The following is a 17,825-nucleotide window of genomic DNA, read 5'->3' as shown; positions in this document are numbered from 1 at the left end:
GGTAATACATGTACACTGAGAGCTGAACGGGAGGAAAAGAATATGAACGAAGCGGTTGTCTTACATCGAGAAGCAATGGACATGTTAAAGCAAACAAGCAGAACGTTTTTTATTCCAATCAATTTCTTAGAACCTACTCTGCGTAAAACAGTGGCGTCAGCCTATCTGTGTATGCGTGCGATTGATGAAATTGAAGATCATCCTAGTATGTTAGCGGAGACAAAACGGCACTTACTTACATCTATTAGTACAAGCTTAAAAACTACATTTGATCCTGAGGTGTATCGCGCATTAATTCAACCTTATCGCCACATTCTGCCTGATGTTACCCAAAGGCTTGCAGATTGGATTTTACTTTGTCCACCAGAGGTTGTAGGTAAAGTGAAAGAATCGACTGGCATTATGGCCGAAGGTATGGCTAAGTGGGTAGACCAAGAGTGGAAAATTCGTACAAAAGAAGATTTAGACGACTATACGTATTATGTAGCGGGATTAGTGGGTTGCATGCTATCGGATTTATGGAAATGGCATGATAATACAGAGACTGATCGAGAAAAAGCAATTGCATTTGGACGAGGCTTGCAAGCGGTGAATATTCTTCGAAATCAGGATGAAGATTTCGAGCGTGGGGTTCGTTTCTTACCAGATGGCTGGGATCGAGATGATCTGTTCAGTTACGCGAAGCAAAATTTATCGATGGGTAGCGATTATGTAAAAGATATTAATAACCGTGGAATTACAATGTTTTGTAAAGTCCCACTCGCTCTTGCGAATAGTACATTAAAAGCGATGAAAATCGGTCGTGAAAAAATTTCGAGAAATGAAGTTGAATCGATTGTTGCTGAATTAGAAAGCCAACATTCATAAGATAATGCCAGAGATTTTATTTAGAGGGTTTTTAAAACTCCTTTAAATTAATTTCTGGCATTTTTTGTTGAAGATTAACGGACTTGAATTGATTTACCGAGCTGTGTAAGACGTGAAGCGAAATCTTCTGAACGACTTGGAGCGCCTCTTAATACATCATGTATTTCATAAGCGTTTGTCCCGTGTTCAGCATAATCTAGTCCCATCTTTTCTTCTTCTTTTGAAACACGTAGTGAAGTGAATAGTCGTATGACATATAGGCTGCCTCCAACTGTAAGCGCAGTCCAAACAACAATGGTCGCTATACCAATTAGTTGAATGCCAAGAATGCTGAGTCCACCTCCATACAAGGTTCCGTTTGTTGTGTCAAATAAACCTACGGCAAGCGTACCCCAAATCCCACCGATACCATGGACAGAAATAGCGCCTACAGGGTCATCAATTTTAAGTTTGACATCAAAAAAGCGAATACTTTCAGTCATGATAACTCCCGCAATTAATCCGATTGCAATTGCGCCTAATAATGAAACATTTGCACATCCGGCTGTAATTCCGACAAGCCCACTTAACGCACCGTTTAAAGTTAAAGATCCATCAATTTGTTTGTATCTAAGCTTTGTATGCAGGGCGGTAGATAATACGGCAGCAGAGCCTGCGAGAAGTGTGTTTGCAATAACGAGTGGTACTAGAGTTGAATCAGCTGCTAAAGTACTTCCTCCATTAAAACCAAACCAACCTAACCATAGAATGAAGACACCTAATGCTCCAAGTGGGATGCTGTGTCCAGGGATAACATGAACGGTTTTACCGGAATATTTTCCGAGGCGTGGACCAATCATCCACGCGGCAACTAATGCGCCGACAGCTCCTGTTAAATGAACGACGGAAGATCCGGCGAAGTCAATGAAGCCAAGTTCTGTAAGCCAACCGCCTCCCCAAACCCAATGTCCAACTACTGGGTAAATGAATCCTGTCATGGCAATAACAAGGAGAAGGTAGGAAGATAATTTCATGCGTTCAGCGACAGCTCCTGAAATAATGGTTGCGCATGTTGCTGCAAAAACTGCTTGGAAAACAAAGAAGCCAATATCTTCACGACCTAATAATGCAAACCCTTCCGTTCCTATGAGTCCAAAAGTAGATGGGCCGAACATGAATGCAAAACCAACAATAAAGTAAAGCACTGAACCAATCGAGACAGTTAATAAATTTTTCATTAGGATATTAACGGTGTTTTTTGATCGAGTGAATCCAGTTTCAACCATGGCAAAACCTGCGTGCATAAAAAATACTAAAATAGCTCCTATCATCATCCAAATCATGTCGACAGAACTTTGTACAGCTTCGATTGATTCCATTCGTTTTCCTCCTCAATATACGGCGACAACGCCGCGTTCCTTTGTTCGAATACGTATCGCTTCATCTACGGGTAAAATAAAGATTTTCCCATCACCAACCTCACCGGTTGCTGCATATTCCAAAATTGCATCAACAATCGGCTCCACCAAATGATTGTCTACAACCATTTCCAATTTCAATTTTGCAGAAAACTCCATTTCGTATACATTCCCACGAAAAAGACCTGTGCGGCCCTCTTGTCTACCGCATCCAGCAATTTCGGTAACAGATAATCCATCAATTCCTTCTAGAGCTAATGCTCTACGAACATCTGCAAACGCATCTGGACGAATAATTGCTTCAATTTTCTTCATTTTTTTAAGCTCCCCCTCTTTTACTTTTAGTATATGTTAGGTTTCCTAACATGATAATTCAAAAATAGAAATAAATCAAACTATTTTTAAAATTCGTGTAAGTTTTTCTGACATGAAGGTTTCCGCAGTGATTTTAGACAGAAGCAATTTTCTTTTAAGAATATTTTTCATCGGTTATACTAAGGAGGTTTTTAAGGGGTTTACGTAACATTTTCATAGCAATATATTTGTTTTTATTGGAAGAGGAGGCGATACATTTGGCTACATCATTAAAAGGAAAAAACGCGATCATTACGGGAGCAGGACGAGGGATTGGCTATGCCGTTGCTATTGCATTAGCTAAAGAAGGCGTAAATGTGGGACTTGTCGCTCGCTCAAAAGAACAATTGGAAAAAGTCGGTAAAGAAGTTGAAGCGTTAGGTGTGAAGGCTGCTTTCGCAGTTGCAGATGTTTCCAAAAATGAGGAAGTGACAAAGGCAACTGAATTCATAACAAATGAACTGGGTGCAATCGATATACTCATTAATAATGCCGGAATTGCAAAATTCGGAAATTTCATGGATTTAGAGATTGATGAGTGGGAAAAAATCATTCAAGTAAACTTAATGGGGGTTTATTATGTAACTCGTGCTATTTTGCCTGGGATGATTGAACAAAAGTCTGGAGATATTATTAATATTTCTTCTTCAGCTGGCCAAAAAGGTGCACCTATTACGAGTGCATACAGTGCTTCGAAATTTGGTGTCCTTGGTATTACAGAATCGTTAGCAATGGAAGTGCGTAAGCATAATATTCGAGTAACTGCGTTGACACCAAGTACTGTCGCAACCGATTTAGCCATTGATAATAATTTAACTGATGGTAATCCTGATAAAGTGATGCAACCGGAAGACATTGCTGAATTTATCGTGTCGCAATTGAAATTAAACAAACGTATTTTCATCAAAGAAGCGGGACTATGGTCAACAAACCCGTAGATTTAAATAAGTAGTCAACAAAAAAGCCGTATCCTTTTAGGTTAATTCCTAAAGGATACGGCTTTACTAATTACTGGGGTGTGCTGAACTAAACTGTTAATAGTAGAAGCCACGAAACACGAGATTCTTTTATTATTAGTATGTTAAGCTAGCTGCCACTAAAATTCCGACAACTATTGCAGCTGAGAAAAGGCTAAAACCAATAGCTTTGTTTCCTTTTTCAACTTCATCAGCTAATTGCATTTTTGGTGTTAATACAAATTCGATGATCCAGTAAGCTATTACCTGAGTAGCTATTCCGACCAATCCCCAAAGAAAGGCATCTAATAAATTCACGCTATCTGCCCAAACAGTATAGATAACAATTGCTAAACCAATCGCTTTACCCCAAAGTTTTAAAGCGACCGCAATGTTTCCTTCTTGAATTAATTTAAGCTCAGAAAATTTTGTTGTAAATGCAAAAGCTGTTAACCCCAAAAACATTAACCCAATTCCAGTACCAAAGTGTGCTAAAAAACTACCTATTGCATCTAATGTCAATATTGACATATTAATCATCCTCTCTATCTTTTCGTTGAATTCCTACTGGTAAAAAATATGATTCGTTGTTTGTGATTTCACTTCCAGCTCGTATTCCTATAGCACCAGCTGATTTATTAATCAAGAAACACCCTACCATGAGATGAGCTTCTTTCGTTCCTTTAGTGGTTGTTATATTGGAAACGGGAAGTGGACAAAATTCTTGAAATATCGGTAAAGTATCACTGTACGTTTTCATCGTTTCTTCCATCGTTAAATCACCTAAGCCATTGAAAATTTCTACTGTATCCCCCTCACGGCCAAAACAAGGTTTTTTTACAAAGGGTTTTTGACGTTCAATAAAAACATCAGGCTCTAAGTAAGTGGGGAGAAAATAACGTTGTATAATAGCGTGCTCAGAGTCTGTGAAAAAATTTTGTTCTTCATGTAATCCCCAAATTAGTGCTTGAACCGCTTTTGATTGAAGTAGAAAAGCGGATGGTGGGTTAAGGATGCTCAGATGTCCTTGCTCAACTAATTTCATCAAAGCTTGACCGACATCATCACCTAATATTGGATCCTTATCGTTCACCAAATGTTCTACTGGGTATGTTTGACGATACAAAATATCAATTCGCTCACCGAGTGGTGTATACAAACCCGCTTGTAAAATATCGCCATCTTCCATTACGTCCTCAGTGACTATTCGTAAATTGTCCAAGCTTACATATTCAGAAGGCAGATCTAATTGTTCTTGCAGGTAACGGGTCGTCCATTTGTCTTCAATGTGATCATCATGCGACGTAAAGACGATCTTAGGTGTCCCAGGTTTATTTAAAGCTACCCAACTGGATGCAATGGCTTTTCTCATTTCCATATGTAAAAGCTGCGTACATTCTTCATTTGGGTTTTTTAAGTCAAAATGTCTGCAAATATAAGAATTTGCGTGGAACGTTTCCTTTATGAAAGTGGGAGTATCTGCATTAAATTCAAGAAGCTTAATGGATGACCCGTTTATGACGAAATCGAGTCTTCCAATAATGTATTCCTGAGGAATAGATTTCACTTTGATATAGGCAAGTGTTTCCTTTGGAAAGCCTAATTGCAATAACGTTGAATCCTCAAGGGTCCGAAGAAGAGGTGCTATCTTTTCGAAAATAAGTCCGACTTCTCTTGCAGCCTGTCGAACATTCTCCCAATATTCTTTGGTTTGCACATGAATATCCAATAAAGCATATTCTTCTTTTTCTAAATCGGGATAAAAATAAGGGATTTCGCTATATACTTGATTTCTTTCTTTAGAAAATGAAGAGTTAATCACCCTCCAAATCCTCCTTTAGTGCCGCTTCCTATGCCGGATTTGTAGCTTGAAATATGGTTAGAGTACCCACTCGATTTCTTAAATGCACTTTTACTGCTAAACATATTACCAAGGAAGTAATAACCTCCATAATGAGCAGAGCGTGTGTCATCGCAATAGTACGTTCCTTCGTCATCATCCCATTCCCAGTCATCGCAATCATAGCCTGTTGGCTCGTCTTGATAAGATTCATTTTGACTGCAGCCAGTCATGCCTAGTGCTAAAACAGATGTGGCAACTCCTGCCATTAGCTTCTTGGTTTTACTCATCTTAATATCCCTCCAATTTGTAACCAGTTTTAATCATATAAAGTACATATACAAGGCGATCCTCATCGATCTCTGCAGAGTCACGTTCCCATTCCATCTGATCGATGTACAAGTAAACACTTCCGATTTGGCTCAGAATCTCCAAATGCTGATCGAACTCATGTTTCTGAATGATTGGGTGGTTTTCTCTTAAATTAAATTCTCGAATTTCTAATGTGAGTCTACCATTCAAATTAAATACTTCTTTTTCTTTTTCGGATTCTTCTACTTTCTTTACATAAATCAAATGTAGATTTCCTTCAATTGCTGAAGAAGTTTGTTGATACGTAATTCCACCCTTAACAAAGAACTCGCATTCTCTACGAGTAAGTATTTGATCGAGTTCAATTGAATCGTAATGAAAAAGTGGTTCAAAAGAGTGTAGACCTTTGTATAATCGGTATTCTAATGAGGCTGTTGCCAACTCTATATCATCCTTTCATTCGCGCAAAATATAATACGATTGAAGTATTGTAAGGTTTCAATCACATTCACACTTTTTCAAGTTCTCTAAGTAAACGATAGAAAAGATTATAAGAATTGGTTTGGCGAAAACAAGCATAATTCATTATCTAATTATTTTAGTTAAATTCATATATTTTTCTGACATGATACGAAAAAAAGATTACAATATAAGGAAATGACGAGCGGAAGGAAGTTGGGAAATGGAACACAAATTATACTATCAAGATGCATACATCGAACATTTTTCTTCACGCGTAAAAGAGCAGCACCATGATTTAGAGGGGAACTGGTATGTAACGCTCGAGCAAACAGCTTTCTATCCCACAGGTGGGGGTCAACCTCATGATATCGGATTTATAAATGAAGAATTGGTTACGAACGTTGTAGAAGTAGATGGCGAAATTCGACACTATATCCAAAACCCAGTTTTCACCAATCATAATGAGATTAATGGGAAAATCGATTGGAGTCGACGCTACGATTTTATGCAACAGCATGCTGGACAACATGTACTAACAGCAGCTTTTGTTGAACTTTTTGATATTCAGACAACCAGTTTCCACTTAGGCGAAGAAACCGTAACGATTGACTTGAATTGTTCTGAAATTGACGACGCTCAATTACTGGCTGCCGAAGAGTTGGCTAATCGAATTATAATGGAAAACAGACCGATTGAGACAAAGTGGGTGACGAAGGAACAACTGGAGCAATATCCTCTTCGTAAAAAAGTAAAAGTGGATCAAGACATTCGTCTAGTGATTATACCTGAATTTGACTACAACGGATGTGGCGGGACGCATCCGCGAAATACAGCTGAAATTGCCATGTTAAAAATATTGAAAGTTGAAAAACAAAATGGTCAAATACGAATTCATTTTGTGTGTGGAAATCGAATTCGAAAACAACTTCACAAAAAACAAAAAACAATTTTAGAGATGGTCCATTTATTAAGTTCGTCTGAAGAAAAATTGGGAGATACGGTTAAAGTTCTGCTCAATCATAAAAAAATACTTGAGAAACAGTTGGCAGAAAAACAACAGCTGTTAATCGAATATGAATCACGTGAATTAGTTGGATCACAGCAACAGGCTTTTCCTTTAATTCATGCACATTATCATGATAGGACCATTCAAGATCTGCAAAAGCTTGCTCAACTTGTGGTAGCGGAGTCTCCGAGTGTTATTGTTTTACTCATTGCGAGAAATGAGCAACGTCTACAAGTGGTGTTAGGTCGGGGTCAAAATTTGAATGTGAATATGAAAGAGGTTTTATCGGAAATTTTACCTTTGATTAATGGAAAAGGTGGAGGCTCGGAAAGCTTTGTGCAAGGTGGAGGAATTGATGAGATGGACGTCGTTTTATTCGAAGATATGTGCGTCAATCTGATAAAGAATCACCTAGTTAATTAAAATGAAAACGTTCAAAAAAGTAATATAGAAATATACGATGAAATATGGTATGAATGTGTAAAGGTAAACGGTTCGGAAGTTGAGTAATGGAGGAGGTCATCCACTTCATGTGGGAAATGGTGTCGTTAGACATGTATCAAACATTTATTGAAAATAGTCCTGATGCAATTGTATTAATCCCATTAAACGGAGATGCAATTGAAATGAATCAAGCTGTTTTTCATATGTTTGGCTACACAAAAGAAGAGTTGAAATCAAAAAAATACTCGGATATGTTACTTCCCACTCACATGGAGATGGTGATGAAACAAATTGAGCTAGCTTTACAAGGAACTAGCAATACGTTTAAAGCAGAAGCCCAACATAAAAATGGGAATTTGTTTCACATTCAAGTAACCCTAAATCCATTAATAGAAGAGGAACAAGTAAAAGGTGTTTTATGTGTCGCGCGAAATATAACGGAGCTTGTTAATATGAGGGAAACTTTAAATGAAACGACTGACCGACTAAGTGCCTTGTTTGAGTCCACAGCGGATGCGATTGAAATTCTTGATTTAGAAGGACATGTGATAGATGTCAATCCGGCTTTTGAGGGATTGTACGGATGGTCTATTGATGAAATTAAGGGTCAATTTTTGCCGACTATTCCACAAAACAGATTTTTGGAAGCCAAAAGCTTAATTGAACAAATTAAGGCAGGCGATTCTGTCGTTCAATATGAAACTGTTTGTGTAAAAAAGAATGAGGAATTACTAGAAATTAGTCTTACTTTGTCACCTATACATAATAAAAACGGCGATCTTGTAGGATTTTCAGGAATCACTCGAGATATTTCCAAGCGTAAAAATCTTGAACGCTTATTAAAAATTAGTGAAGAACGATATCGGAAATTGGTTGAACTGTCTCCAACAGGTATAGTGGTACATCGCAATAACGAAATTCTGTATGCAAATGATGCGGTACAAAAATTATTTGCAGTAGACAATGCTGTAGGAAGTTCTATTTTCGATTACATCCATCCGCGTTTTCAAGAATTTACTGAGTTACGATTATCTCGAATAGCAGAAGGTTCTCCAATTGAGTTTGTTAATTTGAAGTTAGTTCGAAAAGATGGCGAACATCTTTACGCCAATATTGGGACTATGAAAATACCTTATGACAATGAAACAGCCTATTTAGCGATGTTTCATGATGTAACTGAATATAAAAAAATGAAAAGAGACTTACAAGATAGTCGAAATTCTTATAGTGAATTATTGAAAATGTCTCCATTACCTATTTATGTTCAGTGTGAAGGCATTATCAAATATATGAACGAAGCAGGGGCAAAAGCATTGGGCTTTAACCATCCAAAAGAGTTAATTGGTAAGTCCATTTTAGATTATTATCATCCTGATTCGCGTCAAAAGGTAGAAGAACGTATGAAACGTGCCTTCCTCCACGGATTTGATGAAGATGATCGATTTGAGCATCAAATGATTCGAGCAAATGGTACGGAATTTGCGACTGAAGTGTCAGCTACAGTCACTAAGTTCTTTGGCTCACCAGCCATACAAGTTATTTTTAGAGATATAACGGATCGTAAACAGGCAGAGGAAGCTCTTCGTGCAAGCGAAGAAAATTATCGATTGATGGCAGATAACATGACGGACTTAGTCTCAATTGTTGATGAGTCAGGTCTTATGAGGTATGCTTCACCATCTCATGCGGCCGTTCTTGGACACTCTCCCGATTTTTATTTAGGCAAGAGTGCTTTTGAAGTCGTTCATCCTGAGGACTTACCCTATATGCTGTCAGAGTTTGAACAAATTCTTCGTTCCAATGAAAGTCGAGTTGCGGAATTTAGACATAAGCATGCAGATGGTAGCTGGATATGGGTAGAGGCAAAAGGGAAAATATTTATGGATCAAAAAACATCGGAGAGACGGATTATTATCGTTTCTCGGGATGTAATGGAAAGAAAAGCATTACAAGAAAAACTAAATCATATGGCTTATCATGATGCATTGACAGATTTACCGAATCGAATGTACTTCCAAGATAAAGTGGAAGAAACCATAAAGCATAGTTTAAAGAACAATGAGATGTTTGCGTTGTTATATATGGATTTGGACAAGTTTAAGGATATTAATGACCAATATGGACATGCGATTGGTGATCAGGTATTAATTCAATTTGCTGAAAAAGTGCAAACTTGTTTAAGAAAAACAGACACGATTGCTCGACAAGGCGGAGATGAATTTACTTTATTAATACCAAATATTAATGAAGAAAATGATGCTGTTGTCTGTGCTGAGCGAATTTTAGAGTTGTTTGATGAGCCGTGGGAAGTTAGAGGCCATTTAATTCAAACATCTACGAGTATTGGGATAGCCTATTATCCGCAGACTGGAAACGATTATATTGAAATTTTAAAACACGCGGACATGGCGATGTATGATTCGAAACAACAAGGAAAAAATCGAATGAGCATCAGTTGAATGTTTTATTAGAAAAATAAATACATGAAAAGACGCCTAAAAAATTTAGATTTAAGACGGATTAGCCTTCTTTAAATCAAATCTTTTTCGGCGTTTTTTACTTCAAAAGACTCAAATAGGAGTAATTATTAGAAAATTCAGTTGACTACTAAACTTGTAAACGTTTACAATCAAAGAGTTATTTCGTAATAGGATTCAATAACTGAGCGAATGCTTAGTCAAAGCGGAAATTGTCGAGTTTATTGTCACCGACTTCTTAAACAATCATTGGGAGGAATGGAAATTGACTTTCGAAAATTTACTAGCACCCGAACTATATAATATTACTTCAGAATTAGAACAGTACAAAAATGATGATACACGCCTAGCTATTCGTTGGATTGATGATACAAATAATAGAAGAGACATTTCATACAAAGAGTTGATTGAAAAAACGAATCAATATGCACAAGCATTATTAAAACTTGGAATTAAAAAAGGTGACCGTTTAATGATCATTCTTCCAAGAATTCCAGAGGCATACATGACATACCTAGCTTGTTTAAGGGCAGGGATTGTCGCTATTCCATGTTCAGAAATGCTGCGAAAAAAAGATTTACTATATCGCATGCATCATTCGGGAGCTAAAGGAATCGTTGCTCACTACAAAACGACTACTGAAACGAACTCTATTGATGAAGATGTAGAAGCTTTACATAATAAGTTGATCGTTGGAGGAAAAGAAGACGGTTGGCAATCTTTTGAAGAGTTGGCGGAACACGAAAGTACATCTTTTGAAGCTGTGGACACACATCGCGACGATATGGCATTTCTATCTTATACCTCCGGCACAACTGGAAATCCTAAAGGCGCCGTGCATGTTCATGGATGGGGCTATGCTCACGTTCGTACAGCTGCCACTCAATGGTTAGGTGTTAAAAGTGGAGATATCGTTTGGGCAACGGCAGCACCTGGTTGGCAAAAATGGATTTGGAGTCCTTTCTTATCGACCATAACGTTAGGCGCGACTGCATTAGTTTATAATGGTGCATTCGATCCTCTTAAGTATTTAAGTATTTTAAAAGAAGAAAAAGTGAATGTTTTATGTTGTACACCAACTGAATATCGAATTATTGCCAAAGTGGAAAACTTGAATTCGTATGAATTAAAAGATCTGCGAAGTGCTGTGTCTGCTGGTGAACCTCTAAATAGACAAGTAATTGAAGCTTTCCAAAACGCATTTGACATTAATGTTCGAGACGGCTATGGTCAAACAGAAAATACATTACTAGTTGGAACTCTTCAAGACATGGAAGTGAAGCCGGGTTCAATGGGGAAACCTACGCCAGGAAACCCGGTCGATATTATTAATGAAGATGGTGTATCAACTGCTGTAGGTGAAGTTGGAGACATCGCTGTTCACAGAAGCTGTCCTGCTTTATTCAAAGAGTATTACCGTGACCCTGAACGTACAAATGCGGCGTTCCGTGGAGACTGGTATTTAACGGGTGACCAAGCTTCTAAAGATGAAGATGGTTACTTCTGGTTTGAAGGCCGCAGCGATGATATTATCATCAGTTCGGGTTATACGATTGGACCATTTGAAGTGGAAGATGCACTAATGAAACATAGTGCGGTTCAAGAATGTGCAGTTGTAGCAGCTCCTGATGAAATTAGAGGGAATGTAGTCAAAGCTTATATTGTGTTACGTGATTCCAGTGCTCTTGGAGATAAGGAAGCATTGATTAAGGATTTGCAAAATCATACAAAAGAAATTACAGCTCCATATAAATATCCTAGAATAATCGAATTTTTAGATGAGCTACCAAAAACAGCTTCAGGCAAAATTCGTCGAGTCGAGCTTCGAAAATTTAATGCTTAAAGGCTTTTGAAAATAGAATAAAAGCAGGCAAGAATCAATTAAGATTTTTGCCTGCTTTTCATTTCTTACAATCAGTAATTATTAATCTAAATGGTTATTCTTTCTCCTCTAATTCTTCTATAAGTGCCTTCATCTCTTTTATTTCTTTTCGTTGAGCCTCGATTATACTATCCGCTAAATCACGAACACGTGGATCGGAAATGTTGGCACGTTCACTAGTTAGAATAGCTATAGAGTGATGAGGAATCATTGCTTTCATCCATGAAGTATCATCTATTGTAGATTGACTGCGTACTAGTGAAATAGCAATGATGAATACTAAAGCACTTCCAGCGAATATAGCCATATTTACTTTGCGGTTTGTGTACATTTTTAACATGAAGGCCAACATAATGATCGCCATTGCAGCGCCCATCATAAGTGCCATATATAGACGCGTTTCACTAAAGAATAGATGATTCACTTGGTAAGTATTTAAGTACATAAGTCCAAACATAATAACGGTCGATGTTAAAATCATTACTCCAAATTTTGCATAATTGTTCATTTGAAAACCTCCTTGATTTTGTGTACTATAATTACTTTTACCTAAAATCTTACTTGTAAACCGTTATTCTCTTTTTTATGAGATTTAATTTTAGTTAATTTTTTCTTGTTAAAGTTGATAGAATGGGAACGTATGTGCGAAAATATAAAGATAAATAATTGAGGTGTTCACATGAAACCAGTAATTGTTGCAGAAAAGCCGAGCCAAGCAAAAGCATATGCAGACGCCTTCAAAGTCAAGAAACAGGAAGGTTTTTTTGACGTGCAGCCTTGCGATATTTTTCCGAGTGGAGCTTTTATTACTTGGGGAATCGGGCATCTAGTTGAGCTCCGAGATCCGAAGGCTCATAACGCAAAGTGGACGAAATGGTCTTTACAGACATTGCCGATTATTCCTGATGAATTTCAGTTTCAAATCGCTAAAGGAAAAGCGAAGCAATATGGGATTATTAAAAAGTTAATACATGAAACAGATACGGTCATAAATGCTTGTGACGTGGATCGTGAAGGGTCGAATATTTTTTACAGCATTTTCGATTATACGCGTGCTCGTAATAAAACCATTAAAAGATTGTGGATTAATTCATTGGAAGTAGATGAAGTACGCAAGGGTTTTTTAAATCTGCAAGATAACCACAAAGACTTACTGATGTATGAAGAAGCAAAAGCTCGACAAATTAGCGATTGGCTAGTTGGCATGAATGGGTCGAGATTGTATACACTGCTCATTCAGAAAAAAGGAATTCGGGAAGTTTTTTCAATTGGAAGAGTGCAATCACCTACTGTTTATTTGATATATCAACGTGCCTTAGAAATCGAACGTTTTAATCCAGAGCCATTTTTTGAATTAGAGGGAGTCTTTAAAGCCCAACACGGTGTATTTAAAGGTAAAGTCAAAGGTAAGTATAAGACGCGGGAAGAAGCCCAAGAACTATTAACAAAACACGTAATTGATGGAACAATTCCTGGTGTGATTACAAAACTTAAAACGGAAGATAAAAGAATACTTCCACCAAAATTGCATGCATTGTCTACTTTGCAGGCAACGGCAAATCGCAAGTGGAAGTATAGTCCAGCAAAAGTTCTTTCAACGATGCAAAAATTGTATGAAAAGAAATTAGTGACTTACCCGAGAACTGACACACAATTTATAACACTAAATGAGTTTGCATATCTCGAAAACCAATTAGAATCTTATCAAAAATTAATCCAACAACCATTTGAAGTGGCATCGAGAAAAGCAAATAGTAGATATGTCGACAATACGAAAGTTCAAGAACATTACGCCATTATCCCCACCAAAAAAATTCCAAGTGACAAAGTTTTAGCTGGATTGGCACCTGACGAACGTAATTTATACGAAGAAGTGGTTCGAACGACTCTCGCGATGTTCCATACCAATTATTTATATCAAGAAACAACAGTTCAAACAGACGTAAATGGACTGGCTTTTCATTCCACTGGAAAAACAGAAATTGATAAAGGCTGGAAATCTTTATTTTCAAATGAAAAGGAATCTGCATCAATTAAAGAACCAACTTTACCTCAATTGAAACTTCATGAAGAAGTAAAAAGTAAAGCAACTATTCAAGAAGGTAAAACTTCCCCGCCGAAGCCATATACCGAAGGGCAACTGATTGCCATGATGAAAACTTGTGGGAAATTTGTTGAAGACCAAATAGATACGGACATATTAAAAGAGGTGGAAGGACTAGGCACGGAAGCTACACGAAGCGGAATAATTGAAACAATCAAACGACACGGCTATATTGAAGTGAAAAGAAATATTGTGAATATTACTGAAAAGGGAAGAGTCCTTTGCGAAGCCATTGATGGCAATTTATTAGCTAGTCCAGTGATGACTGCGAAGTGGGAGACCTATTTACGGAAAATTGGTAATGGTCAAGGATCATCTGAGCTCTTTTTAGGAAGTATTGCTAAGTATTTAAACCAACTCATTCTAGATGTGCCGACTCAATTAAATGAAAAAACCTTTCACATGACCATTGAAAATCCCGTAACAAGAAAAGAAGTTGCTCCATGTCCAACTTGTAAAAAAGGTACGATCATTTTAAGGAAGAATTTTTATGGATGTTCAGCTTATAAAACGGGCTGTAAACAAACATTCCCTGCGATTTTTTTGAAGAAAAGGATAAGTGCAAAGCATATAGAAGACTTGTGTGTGAAAGGTTCAACGGACGTTTTAAACGGTTTTGTAGCAAAATCCGGAAAGACCTTTAATGTGAAATTGGAATTAACAAATGGTAAGATAACATTAAATTTTCTTTAGGAGGAAAACGCATGAGCACAAAAACATATCAGTCATTGGTCGATGATCGGATTTTTATTGGTGGCGTAACAGATGTTCCTAATGCAATTGAAAATGAAGAAATAGATGTTGTGTACGATTTGAGAGCGGAAGTTTCTGCATCATCAAGTGATATTAGTAAGCATCAACCGATTGTGGATGATGGTGAGTTTCAAGATGAATCCATACGTACTGGTGTCAAACAAATTGTGCAGGATTATCAAGATGGCAAAAAAGTTTTCTTTCATTGCAATACAGGTCGTGGAAGAGCAGGAACTATGGCTGTAGCAACCTTAATGGAACTCCGTTTAGCAAATACGATTGATGAAGCTGAAGCAAAAGTGAAGATGATACGCCCTGAAATTGATGTAAAACCTCAATTAAAAGAAGCATTAAAGCGAATATACGAAGCCTAATCCGCATAAACTAAAGGAAGCGACCTTATGAAAAGGTGGCTTCCTTTTTTCATTTGAACTAAACAATACTAGTGACATTTTTTGACAAAGTGCAATTTTCGTCAAATAGGAGTATACTTAAAACAAGAGAACTTTTAAGAAGAGGTGAAGAATGGAAAATACTCAAGTACCAAATGCCGTTAACAAGGACTTTTTGACAAATGAATTAGGGCTTATTCAACATTTAAATACAACCATCTTTAAGAAACGCGACTTTTTTGTTCTTTCTCCTTCTGTCCAAAACAAAACAAATGTTTTTGACCTACGAGAAGTTAGTTTGAACAAATATAACCGTATTGCACACAATGGTTATTTATTGATTCGTTATAAAGAACGTTTCTTAATTGCCAAACTTGCGAATTTCAGAAAGAAAATGATGCGTGAGGAATTAAAAGCAGCAAGTACTTCTAAGTCTTCCCATTGGAAGTTTATCGTAAAAGAAACTCCAACTCCTCATGTGGTTTGTCAAGCTGACCCTGAAGAGTCATATCCTTTACAAGAACCATCAAGCAACCAGTTAATTAAATTCTTCTCATAATAAGCGAAAGCATACGTAGAAATTTTACGTATGCTTTTTTTGTGCTGATTAAAAAGTATCGGGTTTGGGATATCAGTATAAGAAGAAACATACCTTCCACCATTTTTAAGCTATGTTTTCTACTGCTCTAGGGAAAAAGGAGTATAGTTTGGTGTGTTTTCATTCACTTTGTGTTCATTTTGTCTCAAGTCGTGAATTCATGCTTATCTTTTGTCAAAAAAGGGTAAACATTAAGAAATCAAGAATACGGGAGTTGTTTGAATGAGTCTACGTCAAATCGAATTATCTAACCTTTCATTATCATATCAAGATCGAGGCGATGGAGAAGTCGTTGTCTTACTTCATGGTTTTTGTGGAAGTCACGCCTATTGGGATGAAGTTATGCCGGTTCTGTCAAAGAAAAATCGTGTTATTGTACCTGATTTACCAGGGCATGGTGACTCAACATTTCCAAAAGGAAATTACCAGTTAGAGTATATGGCGGATACGTTAAAAGAGCTTTTAGATAAGTTAGGCATTGAAAAAGTAACATTATTTGGACATTCATTAGGTGGTTATATAACTTTAGCGTTTGCAGAAAAATATGAAGAACGTTTGCTAGGATTTTCACTAATTCACTCAACAGCTCATGCGGATTCAGAAGAAGCAAAGGATGGCCGAGTTGCTTCAATTGAAAAAGTGCAGAAAGAGGGAATTACTGAATTCGTTGATGGATTAATACCAAAGTTATTTGCTGAAGAAAATTTAGAAACGAATGCTGCAGATGTTCAAAAGACCAAAGAAATTGGATATGGTACATCTGAAGAAGGCGCAATTGGCATGTTACAAGCGATGAAAGAGCGACCAGACCGTAATCATGTCTTAAAAAACAGTAGACTTCCGGCTTTATTAATTGCTGGAGAAAAGGATCAAGTCATTCCTCCGGAAAAGACGTTTTCTGTCCGTAAAGACTCTATTTCTCAAGCTTTAATTAAAGGAGCAGGGCACATGAGTATGATGGAAAAACCTGAAGCGCTAATATCTGAAATTCAACACTTTTTAAAATCATAAAATCTATTTGAAAAAACCTCCTTTTATGTAGGAGTTTTCAGACTGCATAAAATTCGACTTTTTAATATTATTTCCTCTGATAAAAAAACAAGGTGGTCGGCTATTTCTTTCGCTTTCCGCGGCCGTAACGCAAGTCTGTGGGGTCTAGCGTGTTTCGGTTTTCCGTAGGAGTCTTCAGAAATAGTCGACCGCTTTTTTGGAAAAAAAAGTATGCAGTGTCTATGCTTTCATAAGCGATTAAGAGTGTTGATTTAAGGTGGAAAATGATAGTGCCTTTACAACTTTCTTGAAGTGTAGTTATGATAGCTTTTACTTGATTAACCAGGTCTATATACAACTGTATTTCCAAATTCGTATACCTTTATATGAACAATATGAACAATATGAAGAATATCTCATACATAGTTATAGGGATTACAGTTGAATGGAATGGAGGCGGCGACTACAGAGGGAACAGCAAGAGATTTAGACCCTGGACTGAGCACCGCGAGGGAAGCGGCTAAAGCCTTGCCCCGCGGAAAGCGTCCGCTAAAATGGAAATCAACATTTTTATTTGTCATCATTCCGAAACCTCCTTATATATAGGAGGTTTTTCTATTGTGTGCCCGGCATGGGCGATAACTCGGTGGTGAAAGTCCACTACAGGCTTGGCAGTAGGAACTGTTAGCGAAAGACAAGGGTGTCCTCCGTGAGGAGGAATCTGAAGGAAGTCTGACGCAAACTCTCGAACTGACGAACACGACGGAGGGTGCTCCGCAAGGAGGCCCACTCTCTCCGCTCCTGGCTAATGTTTATCTTAACAGATTAGACCGGGAACTCGAACAGAGAGGACATCGTTTCATCCGTTACGCAGATGACTTCGTCATCTTTGTGAAGAGTATACGTGCTGGACAGAGAGTGTTTGAGACAACCACAAAATTCGTCGAGGGCAAGCTCGGTTTGACTATAAACCGTAAGAAGAGCAAAGTGG

General features: G+C 37.5%; 17 protein-coding genes and 1 pseudogene. 10 read left to right on the top strand and 8 right to left on the bottom strand.

Going from position 1 to position 17,825, the window contains the following annotated elements:
- The first annotated feature begins 42 nt into the window (after window positions 1-42).
- Complete coding sequence (locus AC3EA5_RS12990) at window positions 43-867, top strand: squalene/phytoene synthase family protein (RefSeq protein ID WP_394191126.1); 825 nt, start codon at window positions 43-45, stop codon at window positions 865-867.
- 74 nt (window positions 868-941) lie between these two features.
- Here the strand turns inward: AC3EA5_RS12990 and AC3EA5_RS12985 are convergent, their stop codons facing one another.
- Both AC3EA5_RS12985 and AC3EA5_RS12980 read right to left on the bottom strand, forming a co-directional pair.
- The gene (locus AC3EA5_RS12985; RefSeq protein ID WP_488608722.1) at window positions 942-2,225 is read right to left on the bottom strand and encodes an ammonium transporter; all 1,284 of its coding nucleotides are present in this window, start codon (window positions 2,223-2,225) and stop codon (window positions 942-944) included.
- Between the two features lie 12 nt (window positions 2,226-2,237).
- A complete protein-coding gene (locus tag AC3EA5_RS12980; RefSeq protein ID WP_488608721.1) occupies window positions 2,238-2,579 on the bottom strand; it encodes a P-II family nitrogen regulator in 342 nt (113 codons plus the stop codon).
- 257 nt (window positions 2,580-2,836) lie between these two features.
- Here AC3EA5_RS12980 and AC3EA5_RS12975 point away from each other — a divergent pair, with 257 nt between their 5' ends.
- A complete protein-coding gene (locus AC3EA5_RS12975; RefSeq protein WP_488608720.1) occupies window positions 2,837-3,556 on the top strand; it encodes a 3-ketoacyl-ACP reductase in 720 nt (239 codons plus the stop codon).
- Window positions 3,557-3,691: 135 nt separating this feature from the next.
- On the opposite strand, the gene AC3EA5_RS12970 is transcribed toward AC3EA5_RS12975, so the two are convergent.
- The 4 genes from AC3EA5_RS12970 to AC3EA5_RS12955 are packed head-to-tail and all read right to left on the bottom strand — an operon-like array spanning window position 3,692 to window position 6,167.
- On the bottom strand, window positions 3,692-4,105 hold the full coding sequence (locus AC3EA5_RS12970) for a DUF350 domain-containing protein (protein WP_488608719.1): 414 nt from the start codon (window positions 4,103-4,105) through the stop codon (window positions 3,692-3,694).
- Between the two features lies 1 nt (window position 4,106).
- Window positions 4,107-5,396, bottom strand: a complete 1,290-nt coding sequence (locus AC3EA5_RS12965; protein WP_488608718.1) for a glutathionylspermidine synthase family protein — start codon at window positions 5,394-5,396, stop codon at window positions 4,107-4,109.
- The gene (locus tag AC3EA5_RS12960; protein WP_488608717.1) at window positions 5,393-5,704 is read right to left on the bottom strand and encodes a hypothetical protein; all 312 of its coding nucleotides are present in this window, start codon (window positions 5,702-5,704) and stop codon (window positions 5,393-5,395) included. Before AC3EA5_RS12960 ends, AC3EA5_RS12965 begins: the two co-directional genes overlap by 4 nt.
- A gap of 1 nt (window position 5,705) precedes the next feature.
- Window positions 5,706-6,167: a hypothetical protein gene (locus AC3EA5_RS12955; protein ID WP_488608716.1), complete on the bottom strand. Its 462-nt coding sequence runs from the start codon at window positions 6,165-6,167 to the stop codon at window positions 5,706-5,708.
- Window positions 6,168-6,408: 241 nt separating this feature from the next.
- On the opposite strand from AC3EA5_RS12955, the gene AC3EA5_RS12950 reads away from it, so the two are divergent.
- The 3 genes from AC3EA5_RS12950 (at window position 6,409) to mbcS (ending at window position 11,958) form a co-directional block, all read left to right on the top strand.
- Window positions 6,409-7,617, top strand: coding sequence for an alanyl-tRNA editing protein (locus AC3EA5_RS12950; protein WP_488608715.1), 1,209 nt, complete (start codon window positions 6,409-6,411; stop codon window positions 7,615-7,617).
- 107 nt (window positions 7,618-7,724) lie between these two features.
- Entirely contained in the window at window positions 7,725-10,097 is a 2,373-nt protein-coding gene (locus AC3EA5_RS12945) for a PAS domain S-box protein (RefSeq protein WP_488608714.1), read from the top strand.
- A gap of 283 nt (window positions 10,098-10,380) precedes the next feature.
- A complete protein-coding gene (gene mbcS / locus AC3EA5_RS12940) occupies window positions 10,381-11,958 on the top strand; it encodes an acyl-CoA synthetase MbcS (RefSeq protein ID WP_488608713.1) in 1,578 nt (525 codons plus the stop codon).
- 94 nt (window positions 11,959-12,052) lie between these two features.
- On the opposite strand, the gene AC3EA5_RS12935 is transcribed toward mbcS, so the two are convergent.
- Window positions 12,053-12,505, bottom strand: a complete 453-nt coding sequence (locus AC3EA5_RS12935) for a DUF305 domain-containing protein (RefSeq protein ID WP_488608712.1) — start codon at window positions 12,503-12,505, stop codon at window positions 12,053-12,055.
- A gap of 171 nt (window positions 12,506-12,676) precedes the next feature.
- Between AC3EA5_RS12935 and AC3EA5_RS12930 the strand changes: the two genes are divergently transcribed.
- The 4 genes from AC3EA5_RS12930 (at window position 12,677) to AC3EA5_RS12915 (ending at window position 16,855) form a co-directional block, all read left to right on the top strand.
- Window positions 12,677-14,794 (top strand): type IA DNA topoisomerase, encoded by a 2,118-nt coding sequence (locus AC3EA5_RS12930; protein ID WP_488608711.1) that lies wholly within the window; start codon window positions 12,677-12,679, stop codon window positions 14,792-14,794.
- An 11-nt stretch (window positions 14,795-14,805) separates the two neighbouring features.
- Window positions 14,806-15,228 carry a protein-tyrosine phosphatase family protein gene (locus tag AC3EA5_RS12925; protein WP_488608710.1) on the top strand — a complete coding sequence of 141 codons (423 nt, stop codon included), beginning with the start codon at window positions 14,806-14,808 and terminating at the stop codon, window positions 15,226-15,228.
- 151 nt (window positions 15,229-15,379) lie between these two features.
- Window positions 15,380-15,805 carry a hypothetical protein gene (locus AC3EA5_RS12920; protein ID WP_394191420.1) on the top strand — a complete coding sequence of 142 codons (426 nt, stop codon included), beginning with the start codon at window positions 15,380-15,382 and terminating at the stop codon, window positions 15,803-15,805.
- A 261-nt stretch (window positions 15,806-16,066) separates the two neighbouring features.
- Entirely contained in the window at window positions 16,067-16,855 is a 789-nt protein-coding gene (locus AC3EA5_RS12915; RefSeq protein WP_488608709.1) for an alpha/beta fold hydrolase, read from the top strand.
- A gap of 395 nt (window positions 16,856-17,250) precedes the next feature.
- Here the strand turns inward: AC3EA5_RS12915 and AC3EA5_RS12910 are convergent, their stop codons facing one another.
- Complete coding sequence (locus tag AC3EA5_RS12910; RefSeq protein WP_488608708.1) at window positions 17,251-17,418, bottom strand: hypothetical protein; 168 nt, start codon at window positions 17,416-17,418, stop codon at window positions 17,251-17,253.
- 172 nt (window positions 17,419-17,590) lie between these two features.
- On the opposite strand from AC3EA5_RS12910, the pseudogene AC3EA5_RS12905 reads away from it, so the two are divergent.
- A pseudogene (locus AC3EA5_RS12905) lies at window positions 17,591-17,825 on the top strand (reverse transcriptase domain-containing protein); the annotation flags it as partial.

The sequence above is a fragment of the Paenisporosarcina sp. genome, from assembly GCF_057785155.1.
This window is presented reverse-complemented; position numbering and strand designations above follow the sequence as displayed.

Coding starts and splice junctions, on each gene's coding strand:
- AC3EA5_RS12990 (WP_394191126.1), top strand. CDS start 43: ATGAACGAAGCGGTTGTCTTACATCGAGAAGCAATGGACATGTTAAAG.
- AC3EA5_RS12985 (WP_488608722.1), bottom strand. CDS start 2,225: ATGGAATCAATCGAAGCTGTACAAAGTTCTGTCGACATGATTTGGATG.
- AC3EA5_RS12980 (WP_488608721.1), bottom strand. CDS start 2,579: ATGAAGAAAATTGAAGCAATTATTCGTCCAGATGCGTTTGCAGATGTT.
- AC3EA5_RS12970 (WP_488608719.1), bottom strand. CDS start 4,105: ATGTCAATATTGACATTAGATGCAATAGGTAGTTTTTTAGCACACTTT.
- AC3EA5_RS12960 (WP_488608717.1), bottom strand. CDS start 5,704: ATGAGTAAAACCAAGAAGCTAATGGCAGGAGTTGCCACATCTGTTTTA.
- AC3EA5_RS12950 (WP_488608715.1), top strand. CDS start 6,409: ATGGAACACAAATTATACTATCAAGATGCATACATCGAACATTTTTCT.
- AC3EA5_RS12945 (WP_488608714.1), top strand. CDS start 7,725: ATGTGGGAAATGGTGTCGTTAGACATGTATCAAACATTTATTGAAAAT.
- AC3EA5_RS12935 (WP_488608712.1), bottom strand. CDS start 12,505: ATGAACAATTATGCAAAATTTGGAGTAATGATTTTAACATCGACCGTT.
- AC3EA5_RS12930 (WP_488608711.1), top strand. CDS start 12,677: ATGAAACCAGTAATTGTTGCAGAAAAGCCGAGCCAAGCAAAAGCATAT.
- AC3EA5_RS12925 (WP_488608710.1), top strand. CDS start 14,806: ATGAGCACAAAAACATATCAGTCATTGGTCGATGATCGGATTTTTATT.
- AC3EA5_RS12920 (WP_394191420.1), top strand. CDS start 15,380: ATGGAAAATACTCAAGTACCAAATGCCGTTAACAAGGACTTTTTGACA.
- AC3EA5_RS12915 (WP_488608709.1), top strand. CDS start 16,067: ATGAGTCTACGTCAAATCGAATTATCTAACCTTTCATTATCATATCAA.
- AC3EA5_RS12910 (WP_488608708.1), bottom strand. CDS start 17,418: ATGATGACAAATAAAAATGTTGATTTCCATTTTAGCGGACGCTTTCCG.